The organism is Phaeodactylibacter sp. (assembly GCF_040219495.1).
Taxonomy (GTDB): domain Bacteria; phylum Bacteroidota; class Bacteroidia; order Chitinophagales; family Saprospiraceae; genus Phaeodactylibacter.
In genome coordinates this window covers 16,888-34,620 of sequence record NZ_JAVJSK010000096.1, presented here as the reverse complement: position 1 = coordinate 34,620, position 17,733 = coordinate 16,888, and the positions used below count along the sequence as shown (strand labels likewise).

The 17,733-nt window shown below is 53.3% G+C and carries 13 protein-coding genes; 8 read left to right on the top strand and 5 right to left on the bottom strand.

The window, feature by feature from the left end; translation table 11 throughout:
* Window positions 1-172 precede the first annotated feature (172 nt).
* The 3 genes from RIC19_RS14845 to RIC19_RS14835 form a co-directional block, all read right to left on the bottom strand.
* Window positions 173-970, bottom strand: coding sequence for a PhzF family phenazine biosynthesis protein (locus RIC19_RS14845; RefSeq protein ID WP_350179118.1), 798 nt, complete (start codon window positions 968-970; stop codon window positions 173-175).
* 71 nt (window positions 971-1,041) lie between these two features.
* Entirely contained in the window at window positions 1,042-2,316 is a 1,275-nt protein-coding gene (gene tyrS, locus RIC19_RS14840) for a tyrosine--tRNA ligase (protein ID WP_350179117.1), read from the bottom strand.
* 146 nt (window positions 2,317-2,462) lie between these two features.
* Window positions 2,463-3,236: an SDR family NAD(P)-dependent oxidoreductase gene (locus tag RIC19_RS14835; RefSeq protein ID WP_350179116.1), complete on the bottom strand. Its 774-nt coding sequence runs from the start codon at window positions 3,234-3,236 to the stop codon at window positions 2,463-2,465.
* A 102-nt stretch (window positions 3,237-3,338) separates the two neighbouring features.
* Here RIC19_RS14835 and RIC19_RS14830 point away from each other — a divergent pair, with 102 nt between their 5' ends.
* From RIC19_RS14830 to RIC19_RS14810, 5 genes are all read left to right on the top strand, one after another.
* Window positions 3,339-4,697, top strand: coding sequence for an arylsulfatase (locus RIC19_RS14830; protein WP_350179115.1), 1,359 nt, complete (start codon window positions 3,339-3,341; stop codon window positions 4,695-4,697).
* A 47-nt stretch (window positions 4,698-4,744) separates the two neighbouring features.
* A complete protein-coding gene (locus RIC19_RS14825; protein ID WP_350179114.1) occupies window positions 4,745-7,384 on the top strand; it encodes a glycoside hydrolase family 2 TIM barrel-domain containing protein in 2,640 nt (879 codons plus the stop codon).
* A 9-nt stretch (window positions 7,385-7,393) separates the two neighbouring features.
* The gene (locus RIC19_RS14820) at window positions 7,394-8,791 is read left to right on the top strand and encodes a glycoside hydrolase family 28 protein (protein WP_350179113.1); all 1,398 of its coding nucleotides are present in this window, start codon (window positions 7,394-7,396) and stop codon (window positions 8,789-8,791) included.
* Window positions 8,781-9,776, top strand: a complete 996-nt coding sequence (locus RIC19_RS14815) for an alpha/beta hydrolase family protein (protein WP_350179112.1) — start codon at window positions 8,781-8,783, stop codon at window positions 9,774-9,776. The genes RIC19_RS14820 and RIC19_RS14815 overlap by 11 nt, the downstream gene beginning before the upstream one ends.
* Window positions 9,777-9,847: 71 nt before the next feature.
* Complete coding sequence (locus RIC19_RS14810; protein WP_350179111.1) at window positions 9,848-11,209, top strand: hypothetical protein; 1,362 nt, start codon at window positions 9,848-9,850, stop codon at window positions 11,207-11,209.
* Window positions 11,210-11,395: 186 nt separating this feature from the next.
* Here RIC19_RS14810 and RIC19_RS14805 read toward each other — a convergent pair whose 3' ends face one another.
* Together RIC19_RS14805 and RIC19_RS14800 are read right to left on the bottom strand one after the other, a co-directional pair.
* Complete coding sequence (locus RIC19_RS14805) at window positions 11,396-12,163, bottom strand: formylglycine-generating enzyme family protein (protein WP_350179110.1); 768 nt, start codon at window positions 12,161-12,163, stop codon at window positions 11,396-11,398.
* Window positions 12,156-12,926, bottom strand: coding sequence for a formylglycine-generating enzyme family protein (locus tag RIC19_RS14800; RefSeq protein ID WP_350179109.1), 771 nt, complete (start codon window positions 12,924-12,926; stop codon window positions 12,156-12,158). Before RIC19_RS14800 ends, RIC19_RS14805 begins: the two co-directional genes overlap by 8 nt.
* 76 nt (window positions 12,927-13,002) lie before the next feature.
* Between RIC19_RS14800 and RIC19_RS14795 the strand changes: the two genes are divergently transcribed.
* The 3 genes from RIC19_RS14795 to RIC19_RS14785 all read left to right on the top strand — a co-directional run bounded on the left by RIC19_RS14795 (window position 13,003) and on the right by RIC19_RS14785 (window position 17,695).
* Window positions 13,003-14,958: a GH39 family glycosyl hydrolase gene (locus RIC19_RS14795; RefSeq protein ID WP_350179108.1), complete on the top strand. Its 1,956-nt coding sequence runs from the start codon at window positions 13,003-13,005 to the stop codon at window positions 14,956-14,958.
* A 6-nt stretch (window positions 14,959-14,964) separates the two neighbouring features.
* A complete protein-coding gene (locus RIC19_RS14790; protein WP_350179107.1) occupies window positions 14,965-15,993 on the top strand; it encodes a zinc-dependent alcohol dehydrogenase in 1,029 nt (342 codons plus the stop codon).
* A gap of 220 nt (window positions 15,994-16,213) precedes the next feature.
* Window positions 16,214-17,695, top strand: a complete 1,482-nt coding sequence (locus RIC19_RS14785; RefSeq protein ID WP_350179106.1) for a sulfatase family protein — start codon at window positions 16,214-16,216, stop codon at window positions 17,693-17,695.
* Window positions 17,696-17,733: the final 38 nt, after the last annotated feature.

The window sequence follows — 17,733 nt, the reverse complement described above, 5'->3', positions numbered from 1 at the left end:
AAGGTAAAGAACACCAATGCAAAGGTTTACGTAGAAATCCGTTAAAAGTTACAGGGTTAATTTGCCATACGCTGCAAGCCTTTCTCAATCGCTTCCCACAAGTATCGGCATGCCATTAAAAAGTAAGCGAATTCGGACTTCCCAGGTAGAAATTGACGGATTGAGCAGGAAGTTAAATAAAAATTTCGCCTTTGAGGTAGGTCACAGCCTGTCCCGAAATGGCCACACGCTCTCCGAGCATAATGCACCGGAGCTCCCCGCCCCGCTTACTCAGCTGCCGGGCGGTCAGCTCCTGCTTAGAAAGACGTTCTGCCCAGTAAGGGGTCATCGTGGTATGAGCAGAGCCTGTGACCGGGTCTTCATCTACCCCGGCGTTGGGGTAAAAGCAACGGGACACAAAATCGGTTGTACTGCCCGGAGCCGTAGCAATGATGCCCCGGCAGCGTACTTGTTTCAATAACCTGAAATCGGGAGACAGCTGAGCCACATCGGCTTCTGAGGCTAAGACCACGAGGAAATCTTCCCGACCCATCAACACTTCTTCCGGCTCGGTACCTAAGGCTTCTTTGAGCACCCGGGGCGCAACGGCCGGTTCGATATTGTCCACCGGAAAATCCAGCATATACGCCTCTCCTTCCTGCGTGACGGTCAGCAATCCGCTGTGGGAGCTGAAAACGATACTCTTCCCTGTAAACCCCAGGTGTGTAAACAAGCAGTGCGCGGCAGCCAGGGTAGCGTGCCCGCAGAGGTCAACCTCGGTAATCGGAGTGAACCACCGCAGCTCATAGTCCCCTTCACCGCCCGGCACGAAGAAAGCGGTTTCCGAGAGGTTGTTTTCAGCCGCAATGGCTTGCAGGGCATCATCGGGCAGCCACTTTTTGAGCGGGCAAACTGCGGCAGGGTTACCTTTGAAGCGTTCGCCGGTGAAAGCGTCGACCTGGTAAATTGGAATAATCGTTGGTTTGGGCATTTCGGGGTGCAGAATTGAGCGTTAAGAGTGGAGGGTTTGGCACAGGAGCACCAAACCCTCTTAGTTATTTCCTACTCGGCTTCCAGAATGAACTTATTCTTTTTGCCGTTTTCAATCATCAGGTATTTACCGTGCAGCAGTGCCTCGTGGTTGACCACTGCATCGTGGCTCGCTACTTTTTCCTTATTGACGCTGATCGCGTTGCCTTTGATGGCGCGGCGGGCATCACCTTTGGAAGACAGCACCTGCGTATGCTCTGCCAGTAAGTCTACAATATTCGCCCCACTGGCCAGCACTTCTTTCGGCAGGGAGAAGCTTGGAATCTCGGCGGCTACGGTCTTGAGCTCACTTTCGCTCAGCTCCATCAGTTGCGCCCGACTCGCTTTCCGGTTAAACAACAGCTCTGTTACCTTCAAAACCGACTTGTGGACTTCTTCAGAGTGGATACGGATGGTCAACTCCTCGGCCAGTAGCCGCTTAAGCTCCTGTGGGTTTTCAGCATGTTCCACTTCCCGCGCTTCGATTTCCTCCTGCGTATGCAGAGTGAAGTAGCGGGTAAACTTCGGGATATCCGCATCATCGGCATTAATCCAAAACTGGTAAAACTGGTAAGGCGTGGTCAGGTCGGGGTCCAGCCAGATATTCCCTTCCGTGGATTTCCCAAACTTACTGCCATCCGATTTAGTCAACAGCGGAGTGGTCACCGCGTAGGCTTTCTCATTCAGATTGCGGCGGATAAACTCCGTACCACTTGTAATGTTGCCCCACTGATCAGAACCGCCCATCTGCAAAATGCAGTTCTGCTTGTGGAAGAGCACCTGGAAGTCGTAAGCTTGCAGCAATTGGTAGCTAAACTCCGTAAAAGACAAGCCTGAGTCCAACCGCTTCTTCACCGATTCCTTAGAGCTCATATAATTGACAGTCAGGGTCTTCCCCACATCGCGTAGGAAATCCAGGATATTCATATCCTTGTAGAAGTCCAGGTTGTTGACCAGGACCGCCTTATTATCGCCTTCCGTGAAGTTGATGAACTTTTCCATCTGCCGCACCTGATGTTGCAGGTTGTTGTCCAGCTCTTCGTAAGACTTCAGCTCGCGTTCCTTATCTTTTCCGGAAGGGTCGCCAATCCGACCCGTAGCGCCACCCATAAGCACAACCGGCTGATGACCGGAGCGCTGAAACAGGGTCAGCAGCATCAACTGCACATAGTTGCCGATGGTCAATGAAGGGGCGGTAGGGTCAAAACCAATATACCCGGCCACCTTGCCCGATTGTAATACCTCTTCGATGCCGGGGGTCGCATCGTGTAACATCCCCCTCCATTCCAGTTCTTTTAGAAAGTCCATTTGAGCTTGGATTCGTTTGGCGCAAAGTTAATTTTTTATACCAAACTATCGATCCTCGCCGGAAGTTCCTGAAGGCTTAGAGCTTTTTGGAATTTTACACTTCTGGCTGCGTTCGCTCCAAAAGCAAAATCCCAACATAGCATCTCTTAAAAAATAACGCTGCCCAAACCACCGTCTACTTCCAGGGCCTGCCCGACGATGAAGTTGGAATCCGGGCTCCACAGGAAAAGCGTGGTTTTGGCCACCTCCTCCGGCTGCCCTACTCTACCGATGGGATGGTTACGCCCCCATTCGGCAATCACCTCGTCTACCGGGCCATGCTCTCCGGCGCCGTACCGCAGCATAGGCGTATCAATGGAGCCCGGGCAAATGCAGTTGATGTAAATCCCCTCAGCAGCGTGGTCGATGCCCATCGACCGGGTCATAGCGATCACAGCGCCTTTGGATGTGGAATACGCCAGCACATTTTTTTGGCAGCGTTTGCCCTGTATGGAGCTGATGTGGACGATGCCCCCACCTCCGTTGGCCCGAATAAGCGGAAGGATGGCTTTGGTGGCCAGAAACATCCCCTTCAGGTTAACAGCTATTGTACGGTCCCAATCGGCCTCCGAAGTGGTATCTACCGTGCCGTAAGTTTGCAGCCCCACTGAATTCGCCAGGTAGCAGACCGGCGCGTAGGCGGCCGCCTGAGTCAAAAAAGCCTCCAGTGACCGGCTGTCGGTCACATCTGTGGGGATAAAAAGCGCCTGCCCGCCTTCGGCTTCAATCATTTCCACTGTTTCCTGTCCCATTTCGGCATTGAGGTCGGCAACAATCACTTTGGCGCCCGCTTTGCCAGCTTCCAGTGCGATGCCCCGCCCAATGCCCGAGGCGCCACCAGTTACGATGGCTCCCTTACCAGCTATCCAGTCCAATTTCATACCTTTTTTATTTTGAGGTCAAAATACTAAGAAATTGTAATGTTGGAAGACAGGAAGATGACACCGCCCATTTGTAATCTACCTCCTAAAAAACCTGAAGCTTTGAGCAGATTGATCTTTCCACTATTTCTTTTGCTGAGCATTTCCGCTACGGCTCAGCCGGACAAGCCCCGCCCAAACATTATTTTTATCATGACCGATGACCTGGGCTACGGGGACTTGGGCAGCTATGGGCAGGACGTCATCCCCACCCCCTTTCTGGATCAAATGGCACGGGAAGGCATGCGGTTTACGCAAGCTTATGCCGGTGCGCCGGTATGTGCGCCTTCCCGATCCGTATTGATGACCGGGCAGCATAGCGGGCGCACCCTAATTCGGGGCAATTTTTCGGCAGTAGAAGTCCCGGAATTGCCCAAGCCCAGGCGGATTCCACTCCGAGCCGAAGATACGACCGTAGCGGAAGTACTCAAACAGGCGGGCTACGTTACCGGTATGTTTGGGAAGTGGGGGCTTGGAGAAGCCACCACTTCCGGTGAACCCAACCGGCAGGGCTTTGATGAATGGATGGGCTTTCTCAACCAACGGCGGGCGCACAGCCACTATCCGGAATTCCTTTGGGAAAACCAGGACACCCTGAAGCTGGCGGATAATACCGATGGGCAGCGGGAGCAGCATACCCACCCCTTGTTTACTGACTATGCACTGGACTTTATCGACCGGCATCATGATACCACTTTCTTTCTTTACCTGCCCTACTGTCTGCCACATAGCGAAATTGCCGCCACCCAACCCTATGCAGACCTTTACCGAGACAAAAACTGGACAGACAAACAGCAACACTTTGCAGGTATGATTAGCATGATCGACAGCGATATGGGCCGCCTGCTCAACCTGCTCCAAGCGCATGGTATTGCAGAAAACACCCTGGTATTCTTCTGCTCTGATAATGGGGCGGCGAACCGTTACGAAGGGTTGTTCGACAGCTCCGGCCCACTGCGGGGGCGCAAACGCGATATGTACGAAGGCGGCATTCGCACCCCAATGATTGCCTGGATGCCTGGAAGCGTCCCGGAAGGAAAGACCAGCGATTATCCGTGGTATTTCCCGGATGTCCTCCCTACCCTGGCGGCTGTCGCGGGCACTGAAGCACCGAAGGACATTGACGGCATGAATATCGCCCCGGTTTTGTTTGGGGAAGACCTGCCGGTGACCGACCGCTTCATGTACTGGGAGTTTCATGAGAAAGGCTTCGATCAGGCGGTACGTTGGAAAAACTGGAAAGCAGTACGCCACGGGCTGGATGGCCAACTTGAGTTGTATAACCTGGCAGAAGACCCTACGGAAGACAACGACGTGAGCCGGAAAAACAAAAAGGTTGTCAAAACCATAGAACGTTATCTGGCAGAAGCCCGCTCCCCTTCCATTTACTGGCCGGCAGGGAAAGCTGCTCCGAGGGATTGAGGGCCTGCCTGATCATTTTAAAACTGAAGCACCGAAAACAATCTGATATGAAACCTACCTGGCTATTTCTCCTAAGCAGCCTGCTTTTTACAAATACATTTTTTGCGCAGGAATCCACTTTCAATGCTGGTTGGAAATTCCTGCTAGAGGAAGATACAAACCTTAACGACCTGCCGGACTCCGAGACCTGGACCACCGTCAACACGCCCCACACCTGGAACCAGCTCGACGCCTTCGACGATGCAGATGGTTACCTGAGGTCGGTGGGTTGGTACCAAAAGCGGGTTTTTCTGCCCAAAACCGGGCAGGATCAAATTTTGCTCAAGTTTGAAGGCGCTTATCAATGGGCGCAGGTTTATGTCAACAACCAACTGGCGGGCGAGCACAAAGGTGGATATACGGCTTTTGCGGTGGATATTACGCCCTATGCCCAACTGAATGCGGAGAACATCATCACCGTGCGGGTAGATAGCCGGCATGACCCGGCCATTCCACCCATGTCGGGCGATTTCACTTTTTACGGGGGGATTTACCGGGATGTCTACCTCATCCGTAAGGGAGAGCGCCACTTTGACCGGCTGGATGGCAGTACGAAGGGTGTGTACCTCAGCTCCCCGAAGGTGTCCAAACGCTCTGCCTCCCTAAAGGTAAAAGCAAGTGTGCTCAATAAGTCAACCAAAAGTGCCAAGCTCGCTCTCCAAACCTTAGTTTTCGATAAGAGCGGGGAACAGGTCGCAAGAGCAGAAGAGCCACTCAAGCTAAGCAGCAACAGCCCGGGCACAGCTGAGATGGAGGTCATGGTCAGCCAGCCCGATCTTTGGTCGCCGGCACAGCCTAATTTGTACCGGGTGGAAGTCGCACTCCTGGATGAAAAAGGGAAAGCCATTGACCTTTACACCTGCAAATACGGTTTCCGCTGGTTTGAGATGGACGAGGACCGGGCTTTCCTCCTCAACGGGAAGCCGCTCGACCTCATCGGTACCAACCGGCATCAGGACTATCCCGGGCTGGCCAATGCCATGCCGGATCAGCTCCACCGCCGCGATATGGAGATTCTTAAAGCCATGGGGGCCAACTTTATCCGTATTGCGCACTACCCTCAAGACCCTGCTCTGCTTGAGGCCTGTGACGAACTCGGCATTCTGGTTTGGGAAGAAATCCCTATCGTCAACTCCATTACCGTTTCCGAAAACTTTACCCAAGTCAGCACCCGCAACCTGCAGGAAATGATCCGGCAGCACCATAACCACACGGCAGTCATCATGTGGGGTTTCATGAATGAGGTGCTGCTCCGCTTAAAAAACGGGCTAAAGGACAATCCTGGTGTTCGTGAAGCCGACTACCTGAAAGCCGTGGAAAAGCTCACCCGCCATCTCAACGATGTCGCAAAAGCAGAAGACCCCACCCGATGGACGACCATCGCCCATCATGGCAACTATGAGCTGTACGAGGATGCGGGCATGAATGACATCACGGACGTGGTTGGTTGGAACCTTTATTACGGCTGGTACTCGGAAAATATGCCAAAGGCTGGTGAATTCCTCGACCGCTTCCACCGGGACCATCCGGACAAAGGTATTATCGTAGCCGAATACGGGGGCGGAAGTGACCCACGCATACACGCTGCGGACCCCAAACGCTTTGACTTTACCGTGGAATGGCAAACGATGATCCACGCCAGCTATTACCAGCAGATCATCGCCCGCCCGCACGTGATGGGCGGAACGATCTGGAACTTTGCCGACTTCGGCTCAGAGGGCAGAAAAGACCCGGTGCCCCATATCAATAGCAAAGGCATACTGCACCACAACCGGACGCCCAAGGACAGCTACCTGTACTATCAGGCGGCTTTATCGCAACAACCCTACCTGCAAATTGGCAGTCAGGATTGGCGCTACCGGGCAGATTTCACGGATGAAACCGGCACCTTCACCCAACCGGTCTGGATATTCTCCAATCAGCCGGTCATTGAAGTGTCTCTGAATGGTAATGTCTTGGGTACTTTCGAAACCGACAATTACCACACCGTGGTCGAGGTCCCTTTCCGGGGAGGCACCAACCTTATTGAGGTCAGCGCAGGCAAAGGCTTGTCCCGGCAAAGTGAATTTCACGCACACGCCATCCCGTCAAACCTCAGCAATCTTTCCGTCAAGGAAATTGACCTGCGGATGAACCTGGGGGCGCACTTTCACTACACGGATATGCTCACCAAAGAGGCGTGGCTCCCTGAGCGCGCCTATCAGCCGGGGTCCTTCGGGTATGTGGACGGTACTGCGCTGATGAGCTGGAAAGGGTTCCGGGTAGGCAGTGACAAGGAGATTTTCGGCTCCGATAATGAGCCCATTTACCAGACGCACCGCGATACCTTCACCAACTTCCGGGCTGATGTGCCGGATGGCTGGTACGAAGTTACCCTCCACTTTGCCGAGGTGTACAGCAAGTCCGGCCGGGAGAAGCTGGCTTACAATCTCGGTGCAGAGGGAGACGAAGCAGAAGTAGTTGCAGACCGGCTGTTCCACATCAGCGCCAACGGAGAAAGGGTACGTTCTGCTGTGCAACTGGAAGACGTTCAGGCTACCGCTATATCCTTCCAGGTGAAAGCCACCGCGCAACAAGGACTGAGGATTGAACTGGAACCGGAAATCGGCACCACTTTTCTGAGCGGGATTACCATTCGCGGACTTTAACACCTGATCATGAAGCGATTCAGAACTCTGATTCTAATTACTACCCTCGCCCTGCCCTTTTCCCTTTTGGCTCAGGCACAGCCAATCTTCACTGTTCAGGATTATGGAGCTGAGGGGGATGGAATGACAGTAAACACCCAGGCCATTCAGACGGCCATTGACGCAGCTCACGAAGCCGGTGGCGGCAGGGTACTCATCAGCGGCGGTACCTTTGTAAGCGGGACGCTTGTCCTCAAAAGCGGCGTTGAAATCCACATTACAGCCGGGGACACTTTGCTCGGCAGCCCTCATCTACGGGACTATCCCGATATGGAGCAACGTACGATCCGTTCCTACACGGAGCGCTACAGCCGCAAAGCGTTCATCTACGCCGAGAGCGCTACTGATATCGCCCTTACCGGACGGGGCATGATACACGGCAACAGCTATGCTCCGGAGTTCAAAGCCGCGGAACATGGGCGGGACAAACCGCTGGGCATGCGCCTCATTTCCTGCAAGCGCGTCAAAGTGGAAGGGCTAACCCTGACCAGTGCAGGGCTATGGCTACAGCACTACCTCAACTGCGAAGACCTGCACATCGAAGGCATTACCGCCATCAACCATGGCAACTTCACCAACGATGGGCTGAATGTGGATGGTTGCCGGAATGTCAGCATAAAAAACATCCGCATCGACTCCCACGATGATGCTTTGGTGTTCAAAAGCACCGGTCCGGCGCGGTGCGAAAACATTACCGTCCGCAATTGCGACCTCAAATCTCACTGCCACGGGCTGAAATTTGGCACAGAAACCACCGGCGGGTTTAGCAATATCGATATTGCCAACATTACCATCTCCGCCAGTGATAGCGTTCACTACAAAACCGGAACACTGTGGCGGGTTATTACAGGCGTGGCCCTGGAGTTGGTCGACGGGGGAACGATGGAAAACATCCGGATTCATAACCTTCGGGCAGACAGCGTTTATGCCCCCATTTTTGTCAAGCTGGGCAACCGGGCCCGCAAGCATACCGAGGACGCCCCTAAGCCTCCACCGGGACAGATGCGTAACATCCACCTGTCCAACTTCAGGATTACGGACGCCGGGCCGTTTAGTTCCTCGGTCACGGGATTCCCTGGGCACCACATTCAGAATGTAACGCTGGAGAACATTGACATAGCGTACAACGAAGCTCCGGGCGCGGATGAACTGTTCACAGAGGTGCCTGAAAACGAGAGACGCTATCCGGAAATCACTATGTTTACCAAGGGGCTGAAGTCCCGGAAGTACCTGCCCACCCACGGTCTTTTTGCGCGGCATGTGGAAGGGTTAGTGATCCGCAACTTCAACGTAACCTCTACGCAGGATGATCCGAGGCCAAAATTCGAATTTATTGAGGTCAAAAGACTGAATATTGATGAAGACTAGCAGTTCTATTTCATTGCTTCTCAGTTTAGGAATACTCCTGCTGTCTATCAACATACTAAACGGGCAGTCACCGCCGGAGTGGGACGACCCAAGAGGGGACAACTGGCCTGCATCGGTAGAGCGGGTATTTATTCCCAGTACGGCGGACAGTACTTTTCAGAAAGCCTACTACTTCAAAAGCTCCCTGCCAGAGCCTCAGCCACTCATCGTCAGCCTGCATACCTGGAGCGGGAATTATAATCAGCGTGACCGGCTGGTAGAAGAAATCATTAATAAAAACTGGAACTACATCCATCCTGATTTTCGTGGCCCAAATACCCGTCCGGAAGCCTGCGGCAGCTCTTTGGTGATAGCTGACCTGGAGGATGCCATTCAGTATGCCATTGATCAGGGCGGGGTGGACACGAATTCGATCCACGTAATTGGCGCAAGTGGTGGCGGGTACGCTACACTCCTGATGTACCGGAAAAGCCGGCATCCCATCCGTAGCTTTTCGGCCTGGGTGCCCATCAGTAATCTGGAGGACTGGTACTGGTCTTCCAAAAGCCGGGGGCTGAAATATGCCGGGCATTTGGAGGCCGTGACACAGAGTGACTCCCTGACCTTCAATGCTGCGGAAGCCCGCCGGCGGTCCCCAATTTTCATGGATACCGAACACCCGGAACGCCAGCAGAGCCAACTATATCTTTACGCAGGCATTCACGACGGCTACAAGGGCTCAGTACCTATAACGCAGTCTGTACACTTTTACAATCAATTGGTGGAAGAGCTGGGCGGGCAACCGGACAATCAGGTAAGTGCAGGGCAACTGGTACACCTTTTAGCTCAGCGAACTTATCAGCCTCCACAAACCCAACCGCCCCTTTTCCTTGGCGACCGCCTCATCCACCTAAGGAAACAGTTTAAGAATTTGCAACTGACCATTTTTGAAGGTGCGCATGAGATGGTCAGTCCCGTTGCTCTAGACCATATTTTGGAACCTTAAACCAGGTAGGACAGCCCGGGAAAGTCAGCACTGCTCACCAACTTATTTTTAGAGGATTAAAACCTATCCCTATGAGAAATCTGCTACTTCTTTCGCTGTTCAGCCTGTATCTGTCTTATATGCAGGCACAGCCCATCGACATCAATCCGGACCATCCCTGGTACTGGACCTACAAGGGCAAGCCTGTGATGCTCATTGGCGGTTCCAACGAAGACAATCTTTTTCAAAGCCCGGACTACCTGGAACAGCTGGATCTGCTGCAATCCCTGGGCGGGAATTACGTCCGCTGCACCATGTCTTCCCGGGACGAGGGCAACATCTGGGCCTTCGCAAAGGGAGATGATGGTTTATACAATTTGCGTGAATTCAACCCGGAATACTGGCAGCGCTTCGCCGAATTTCTGGCAGCGGCTGATGAACGGGGCATCATCGTTCAGGTGGAAGTCTGGGCGACCTTTGACTTTTACCGGGAGCCCTGGTTGGAAAATCCTTTCAATCCCAAAAACAACAGCACCCTTAACCAAAGGCGTACGCGTCTGCCGGACACGGTCTCCACCCACCCCATATTCCGGGAGAACCCTTTCTTCTGGTCGGTACCGGAGATGGACAACAACACCCAGCTCCTGTCCTATCAGCAGCGTTTTGTGGACCAGCTGCTGGACATCAGCCTGAAGCACGACAACGTCCTTTACTGCATCGACAACGAAACTTCAGTGACGGCTACCTGGGCGCTGTTCTGGGCGCGCTACATCAGGGCCAAAGCCAAACTGGCCAGGCGTACGGTGCACGTTACTGAAATGTGGGATCCGCACGACCTCGACCACCCTGACCACCTCACCAACCTGTTCCACGATGATATTTTTACTTTCCTGGATATTTCCCAAAACAACCACAAAAAAGGCCAGGAGCACTACGACAACGGCCGCGCTTACCGCCATAAGGTAGCTGCCCTCTCCCACCCCAAGCCGCTGAATACCGTCAAAACTTACGGTAAGAACAGCCACGGCAGCGCTATTGATGGAGTACAGCGGTTTTGGCGGAGTGCGTTTCTCGGCGCCGCTTCTGTTCGCTTTCACCGGCCCAATTCCGGGCATGGGCTGGAAACAATCGCTCAGGCTAATATCAAAAGCATGCGTATGCTTTGCGATGCACTACCCTTTTGGGAAGCCACCGCCACGCCGGAAATCCTGATGAATGCCAGTCCTAATGAGGCCTATGTTATTGGCATATCCGGAAAAACCTATGCGGTGTACTTCCCCGATACCGGGACTGTGCGCCTCAATTTACCCGGTTCAGATGCTATTACGCTACAGTGGCTGGACATTGACCAATCGGAATGGAGCACAGTGCGGCAACTCGGCTCCGGCAAGCCTTTGGAGATCAAAAATGAGGACGAGGGCAAGAGCCGTGTGGCGTTGATTCGGGTGGAATAATAGATAATCAGGTGCTGGCGGAAAAGAGCTAAGCTTTTGCTAAGGTCGAGGCTGAGGTTAAGGTTGAGGGGCCTGGCTTGGTCTTCCTGGCGGCGACAGCAAGCTGTCGCTCCCTGGGGAGGGCCTTGGGCGGTCTCAGCCTCAGCCTCAGCCTTCCCTTGGGCGGCACCCGGAACCAACCTCAACCTAAGGCTCCATCACCAGTCGCAGCCCCGCATTCGTAAAGCGAGCATCCACCGGGTGGCGGTGGCGGTTGACTGGACGAAGCGCTGCAGGCTCATTGAACCAGCTGCCGCCCCGGTAGACTTTGAACTCACCTGAAGCCGGCCCGGTGGGATCGGTTTGTACCGAATCCGGATAGGATCCATACCAATCGCTACACCATTCCCAGACGTTGCCCATCATATCGTAGAGTTGGAAAGCTCCTGGCTTTTTGCGCCCTACCGGGTGGCTGCGCCCTTCCGACTGGGAGTGAAACCAGCCGTACTGCCGCAATTGCCAGGGCACGATTTTCCCTTCATCGTCCCGAAATGAGTACCCGCCCAGTCTGCAGGCTCGCTCCCATTCTGCCTCGGTGGGCAGGCGGAAGGTCCCTTTGCCCAGTGCGTTCAGTTTCTCAATGAAGAACTGCGCATCATTCCAGGACACCATCTCCACCGGGCGGTCCGGGTGCCGGAAGGTGGAAGGATTGTAGCCCATAACAGCTTCCCACTGCGCTTGGGTAACTTCGTACTGCCCCACGTAGTAATCTTCAGTGAGGGTGACCTTATGGAGGGGGAATTCATCTTTTTGGGCGTGGGGGCTATCAGGTTCGCTGCCCATCTCGAAGGTGCCCGCCGGGATGCGGACGAAGGTCATGGACAAGCTCTCACCCAGCTCCAGAGTACGGATTTCCTGTGCATATAAAGTACTGCCCAGCACCAGGATAAGGACAATCAATTTCAATCTATTCATTAGGCTCATATACTAATCGTAAACCAATCGCCGGGTACCCCTGCGCGGTGCCATGCTTGTGGCGGTTGGCGCAGCGGACGGCATCTTCAAAATCGAACCAGCTGCCGCCCCGGAATACCCGGAGGCTGTCCACCGGCGGGCGGCTTTCGTCGTAAGGCTGATACTTATCTGAAGTCCACTCCCATACATTACCTGACATATCATACAGCCCCCAGGGATTAGGCGGCTTCTCCCCGACCGGATGAAGCTCTGCCATCGACCGGGAGTTCGCCCAGGCGTTGCGATGGACGGTCCAGTTCTCCTCCTCTCCCCAATAGAAACGTGTATCTGTGCCCGCCCGGCAGGCATATTCCCACTCCGCTTCGGTAGGCAGCCGGAAATGCCCCAGCCCCATACGATTGAGCTGCTCCAGGAATAGCTGTACTTCTGACCAGGAGACCGACTCTACCGGAAACTGCAGATGGTTAGGCCGATGCTTAAAAACAGCCGGGTTGTAATGCATTACGGATAACCACTGCTGCTGGGTGACCTCGTAGGTGCCCAGGTAAAAACCTGTTTCTATACCCACCTTCTTTTGTGGCCCTTCATCCCGGTCACGTCCCGGCTCAGATTCCGGGCTCCCCATAGTAAACTGACCTGTACTGATGTACTGAAAATACAAAGGTTTACTATCCGGTAAAAACACCGTCCTGGCAGAAGGCTGAGCAACGGCCAGCAACGGCAAGCCAATCACAGTAATCAATAAGTAAAACGCTCTAGACATAAAAATTCCGATTACAAAAGGTCTTGAGTTTCATCTTCAAAGCAAAGACCATAACTTAAAAAAAATGTAACCCATTATGAATATCATTTGCCGTTTGGCGCTGCTGGCTTTCTTGTTAACGCCGATAACCGCTCATCTTCAGGATCTTCCTTCGGTCACCTTTTCCACTGATCTTGGATCAGAAGGTAAATCCTTTGAGAAGTACTGGCGCAGCACGGGGTTTTCGCCCTCTGACCTGCTCGACTACCCGGATATGCATATGACGCTGGACTACCTGCAGGCTTCGGAATCCATTCTCTTCCTACGGCCCCACTATTTGCTTGATCATGTGAAGGTCGAAGGTTTTGGCACGCCCAGGCCCACGTACGACTGGAGCGGGCTGGACAGCAAGCTGGATGTTATGGTCAACCGGGGGTTCCGCCTCATCTTTGAATTGATGGGCAACCCCACGGACCGGGAGCTGGACTTTGGAGACCCCAAAGATTTATACGCCTGGAAGAACTTTGTCAGGGACTTAGCCCGTCATCTTATCGATCGCTACGGGGAAGAAACGGTGGAAAGCTGGTGGTTTGAAAACACAAATGAGCCCGATGTCTGGCACTTCTGGAATCAGGGGTACGTCAAATTCCTGCATTATTATGATGCCTGCAGCGAAGGGCTGCGGGAAGCAGATCCAGACATCAAGTTCGGTGGTCCAGGCAATGCCAGAGGCGTGAAGCCCTGGTTCAAACTTCTGCTGGAGCACTGCGCTTACGGCAAAAACTACTTCACCGGTGAGCAGGGCGTGCGGATTGATTTTGTGTCGACCCACCGCAAGAATACGCCCCACAAAATGATCGAAGATGAGCTGGGTAACTGGCGCTACTTTGAGAACGACTACCCTCAATTCCGAGAGCGTATTCCCGTTTTTAATGACGAAGCTGACCCGCTTGCGGGCTGGGGCATCCCCTTCTACTGGCGGACGGGCCCGTGGTACGGTGCCTTTATCGCTCAATCTGTGGAACTCCACAACCGGTTGATTATCGACTCTCTGGATATCGATTACCGAATACTGAGTAATGACCATGGCTTCCTCGGTAGCTGGGGCAAACGCACACAACTCGCCCGTTTCCTGCCCGGCGACAATGATCAGGATACCCGGGGCAGCGCTCGTCAGGGCGGGGCCAGGGTAGTAGGACAGGAAGAAGATGAGCGGACGCCGGTAGAGCAGTTTTTCCTCATCAAACAACCCTCCCTCACCGTGATGACGCTTATGCAACTGCTGGGCGAGACCCGCCACGATGTGCTGGGTATTGATGATGAAAAACACCCCAATCTCGGTGGCATGGTCACGCGCAGAGCGGATGGCACCGTCATCGCTATGCTATTCAACAAGCCTGAGCTTGATCTGAAAGCATTGAACTGGAAGCCCACCATGGAGCCGACACCGGAGCATCAGGAAGCCTTAAATAATCAGGGTGCCCGGTTAACGCTACAACTTGAAGGCCTTACCGGAAAAGACTACCAAATGGTTCATTACCGGGTGGATGATGAGCATACCAACCCCTACAGCACCTGGACCGCAATGGGCAGCCCGGAGGACCCCACCACTGAGCAATACCTGGAAATGGCTGCCACTATGGAGCCGGCGATTACCGAAAACGAAAAGGTCAAAACACGTGGCGGCAAATTCTCCAAATCCATTGACTTCCCATCGAGCGGCATCAGCGTCATCATCCTTGCTCCGGAATCCAAAGCCGGGCCTAATGCACCTAACCAACTGGATTACAACCTGTACCAGGGTAACAACGGCGAAGACATGGTTATGCTCCTTTGGGAAGACGAGCAGCCCCACCGCAATCTGCTGACCTATGAGGTCTATGGCAAGGCACCGGGCGCATCCGAGTTTAAAAAAGTGAACCCCACACACCTGCTGGGCAAAGGCTTTGCCTACCCCACGGAAGAAGCCGAAGGCTGGCAGTTTAAAGTCCGGGCGGTAGACTATGGGGAACAAACTGGCCCATTTTCGAAAACACTCACTATAAAAAAGTAAAAAAACATGGCATCTAAAATGCAACTGGCTGACCTCTCATTTGTAGACGCCAGCCACCCTAACGCGCAACGGGTCGCGGTTTTGCAAAAGCCCGGGCAGATCGAAATGGTGTATGCAGAAATCCCGGAGCCCGGGCCGGAGGAAATCCGTATCCGCATGCACTATGTGGGCATCTGCGGCTCGGATATAGAAACCTACCGGGGTATTCGGCGGCCCGAGTTTGTGTCCTTCCCGGGAAGGCTGGGGCACGAGGTGTCCGGAGTGGTCGATAAAGTAGGGGCAAATGTGCACACCCTGAAGGTTGGGCAGCGGGTTTCCTGCCGCTATGTTTGGGGCGCTTTCGCGGAATACATCGTTTGTACGCCCTTCAACGTGAAGGTCGTACCCGATAATTTTCCGGACGAAGAGATCAGTTCTCTGGAAGTCCTGCCTGGCATTCTGCACGCTGCGGAGCTGTCCAACATTCAGGCCAACACTAATGTCCTCATCACCGGGCAGGGCGTTAGCGGGCTGGTCATGACACAAGTCATTAGCCTGTTTAGCCCCAAAAACCTGGCTGTCACCGACCTCAACCCGGCCAAGCTGGAACTGGCAAAAAAGTACGGTGCCACTCACACCTATCAGATTCCGTCCGAGGACACCCCCACGATGGATATCGTTGGGAAGGACTTCCCCGATGGCTTCGATGTGGTCATCCCCTGCCTGTTGGAAGGTGCGGGCATGGTGGATGCGCTTGATGCCTGTGCCTTCGGCGGTCGTATTGTGATGTACGGCTGTATTGGCCCCTGCGAGGAACCTTTTGACTTCTTCAAGATGCACAAAAAGCGCGTGGATATCTACTCTACCGAACCTAAACGGGATATTGACATGCGCCGGTTCTGGCAGGAAGGCCTACAGTTGGTAGAAGACGGGCTTGTCAATACCGTGGAAATGGTCACCCACCGCTTTCCGCTGGAAAAAGTCGGTGAAGCCTTTACCCTTCGGGATGACAAATCAGACCGGGAGAGTATTCATGTGTTGATTGACTGCCGGTGAAAACTTCCGTCCAGCCTGTTCCTTTTGGGGCTTTGCTGTTCTTGCAATCTGTATTCCGCTCAACCAGCTGAGCAGATTCAGCCACCCAATACCCTATTTGCTTTAGACTATATTGGGAATTCGCTTCAAAAGGGAATTCCCAGCATAGTCTTAATTAGGAACCAGGCTGGAAGGATTTGGATAAACTCTGCCCTTTATGAGGCTTAAATCAGTAAAAAGAATGATAAAAGACCTTAGCTTTTCCCTTGGATTTATTTTCCTGGCGGGACTGATGTCCTGCTCACCCGAGGAGCAAAAACCGGATCAGTACAACCTGCTGTTCATTCTGACCGATGAGCACCGCTTTGACACCTCACTGCCCTATGGCAACCCACAAATCAAAACGCCTAATCTCAATGCATTAGGACAGGAAGCGGTGGTTTTCGAAAAAGCCTACGTCACCCAGCCGGTCTGTTCCCCGGCTCGTTCAACGATTCTGACCGGGCACTACCCGCATTACTCTACCGTGACTGCCAATAACATTCCCCTGCCGGACAGTGTACCCGTACTGCCCGCTTTACTGCCCGACACTTTCGTCACCAGCTACATTGGAAAGTGGCACCTGGGCTCGGAACTCGATGTACGGGCAGGATTTGATGAAAGAATCAGCACGGAAGACGGCTATACCGCAACGGATACCACCCGGTACAGTGACTATCATCAATGGCTGCTGAAAAAAGGCTATCAGCCTGATGTAGAACTTTGGGGAACCTTCTCCCGTGGCTTTTGCAACCGGTTGCCGCTCGAGCATACCAAATCCAAATATATGGAGGGAAAGGCTCTGGAGTTTCTGGAAAAAAACCAGGATAAGCCCTTTGCCCTGTACCTCTCTTTTCTCGAACCACATACCCCCAACTTCGGCCCCTTTGACGATCTGCATGACCCTTCAGCCATTTTGCTGGATTCGACATACGGGGACTTTGTGCCAGAGGATGAATCACTACAGTATCAGCTCAAGCGAAAGCCGAATAAAGAAGGGCTTGAAAAAGAAAAACTACAGGAAGAAATGGCCAAATATTGGGGCCTGGTTCACCAGGTTGACCTGAGCGTAGGGGCCATCGTTGCCAAGCTAAAAGAACTGGGGCTCTATGACAATACCATCATCGTATACACCAGCGAGCACGGTAAGATGATGGGTAAATTTGGCCTTACCGGTAAAAGTGTCCTATACGATCCCGCTGCCCGAGTGCCCTTCTTTCTTAAAGTCCCCGGAGTTGAGGCCAAAAAAATCACCTATCCGGTAAGTCAAATCGACTTGGTACCCACCCTACTCGCGGCTATGAGCCAGGAAATACCTCCAAAACTGCCTGGTAAGAGCCTGTTGCCTTACCTTGATCAGGATCATGCCGGAAATGTATTCGTAGAATGGCACTCCAGCTACCGCGGGGTCAAAAACCAGATCGAACGATGTCCGGATGGAGTGGATGAGGCAGACTGCCTGCGCGCAGCCCAGCAAATGATCCGCACCATTATCACACCGGATGGCTACAAAATGTGCCAAAGTGTAAGGGATAGCGATCTTTCCCAACTCTTCAATCTAAATGATGACCCCGGTGAAGTCCACAATCTATACTACAAAAAAGCTTACCAAGCTAAAAGAGACAGCCTGCGCAAATTGATCATAGATTGGCAGCGGCGGGTTCACGATGATGCCATACTGTAAACAACGGAATTAAAAATGTAAAGCTTCAGGGTAAGATG

Excerpts from the sequence above, each read along its gene's own strand:
- RIC19_RS14845 (WP_350179118.1), bottom strand. The coding sequence starts at position 970 with ATGCCCAAACCAACGATTATTCCAATTTACCAGGTCGACGCTTTCACC.
- tyrS (WP_350179117.1), bottom strand. The coding sequence starts at position 2,316 with ATGGACTTTCTAAAAGAACTGGAATGGAGGGGGATGTTACACGATGCG.
- RIC19_RS14835 (WP_350179116.1), bottom strand. The coding sequence starts at position 3,236 with ATGAAATTGGACTGGATAGCTGGTAAGGGAGCCATCGTAACTGGTGGC.
- RIC19_RS14825 (WP_350179114.1), top strand. The coding sequence starts at position 4,745 with ATGAAACCTACCTGGCTATTTCTCCTAAGCAGCCTGCTTTTTACAAAT.
- RIC19_RS14820 (WP_350179113.1), top strand. The coding sequence starts at position 7,394 with ATGAAGCGATTCAGAACTCTGATTCTAATTACTACCCTCGCCCTGCCC.
- RIC19_RS14815 (WP_350179112.1), top strand. The coding sequence starts at position 8,781 with ATGAAGACTAGCAGTTCTATTTCATTGCTTCTCAGTTTAGGAATACTC.
- RIC19_RS14810 (WP_350179111.1), top strand. The coding sequence starts at position 9,848 with ATGAGAAATCTGCTACTTCTTTCGCTGTTCAGCCTGTATCTGTCTTAT.
- RIC19_RS14805 (WP_350179110.1), bottom strand. The coding sequence starts at position 12,163 with ATGAATAGATTGAAATTGATTGTCCTTATCCTGGTGCTGGGCAGTACT.
- RIC19_RS14800 (WP_350179109.1), bottom strand. The coding sequence starts at position 12,926 with ATGTCTAGAGCGTTTTACTTATTGATTACTGTGATTGGCTTGCCGTTG.
- RIC19_RS14795 (WP_350179108.1), top strand. The coding sequence starts at position 13,003 with ATGAATATCATTTGCCGTTTGGCGCTGCTGGCTTTCTTGTTAACGCCG.
- RIC19_RS14790 (WP_350179107.1), top strand. The coding sequence starts at position 14,965 with ATGGCATCTAAAATGCAACTGGCTGACCTCTCATTTGTAGACGCCAGC.
- RIC19_RS14785 (WP_350179106.1), top strand. The coding sequence starts at position 16,214 with ATGATAAAAGACCTTAGCTTTTCCCTTGGATTTATTTTCCTGGCGGGA.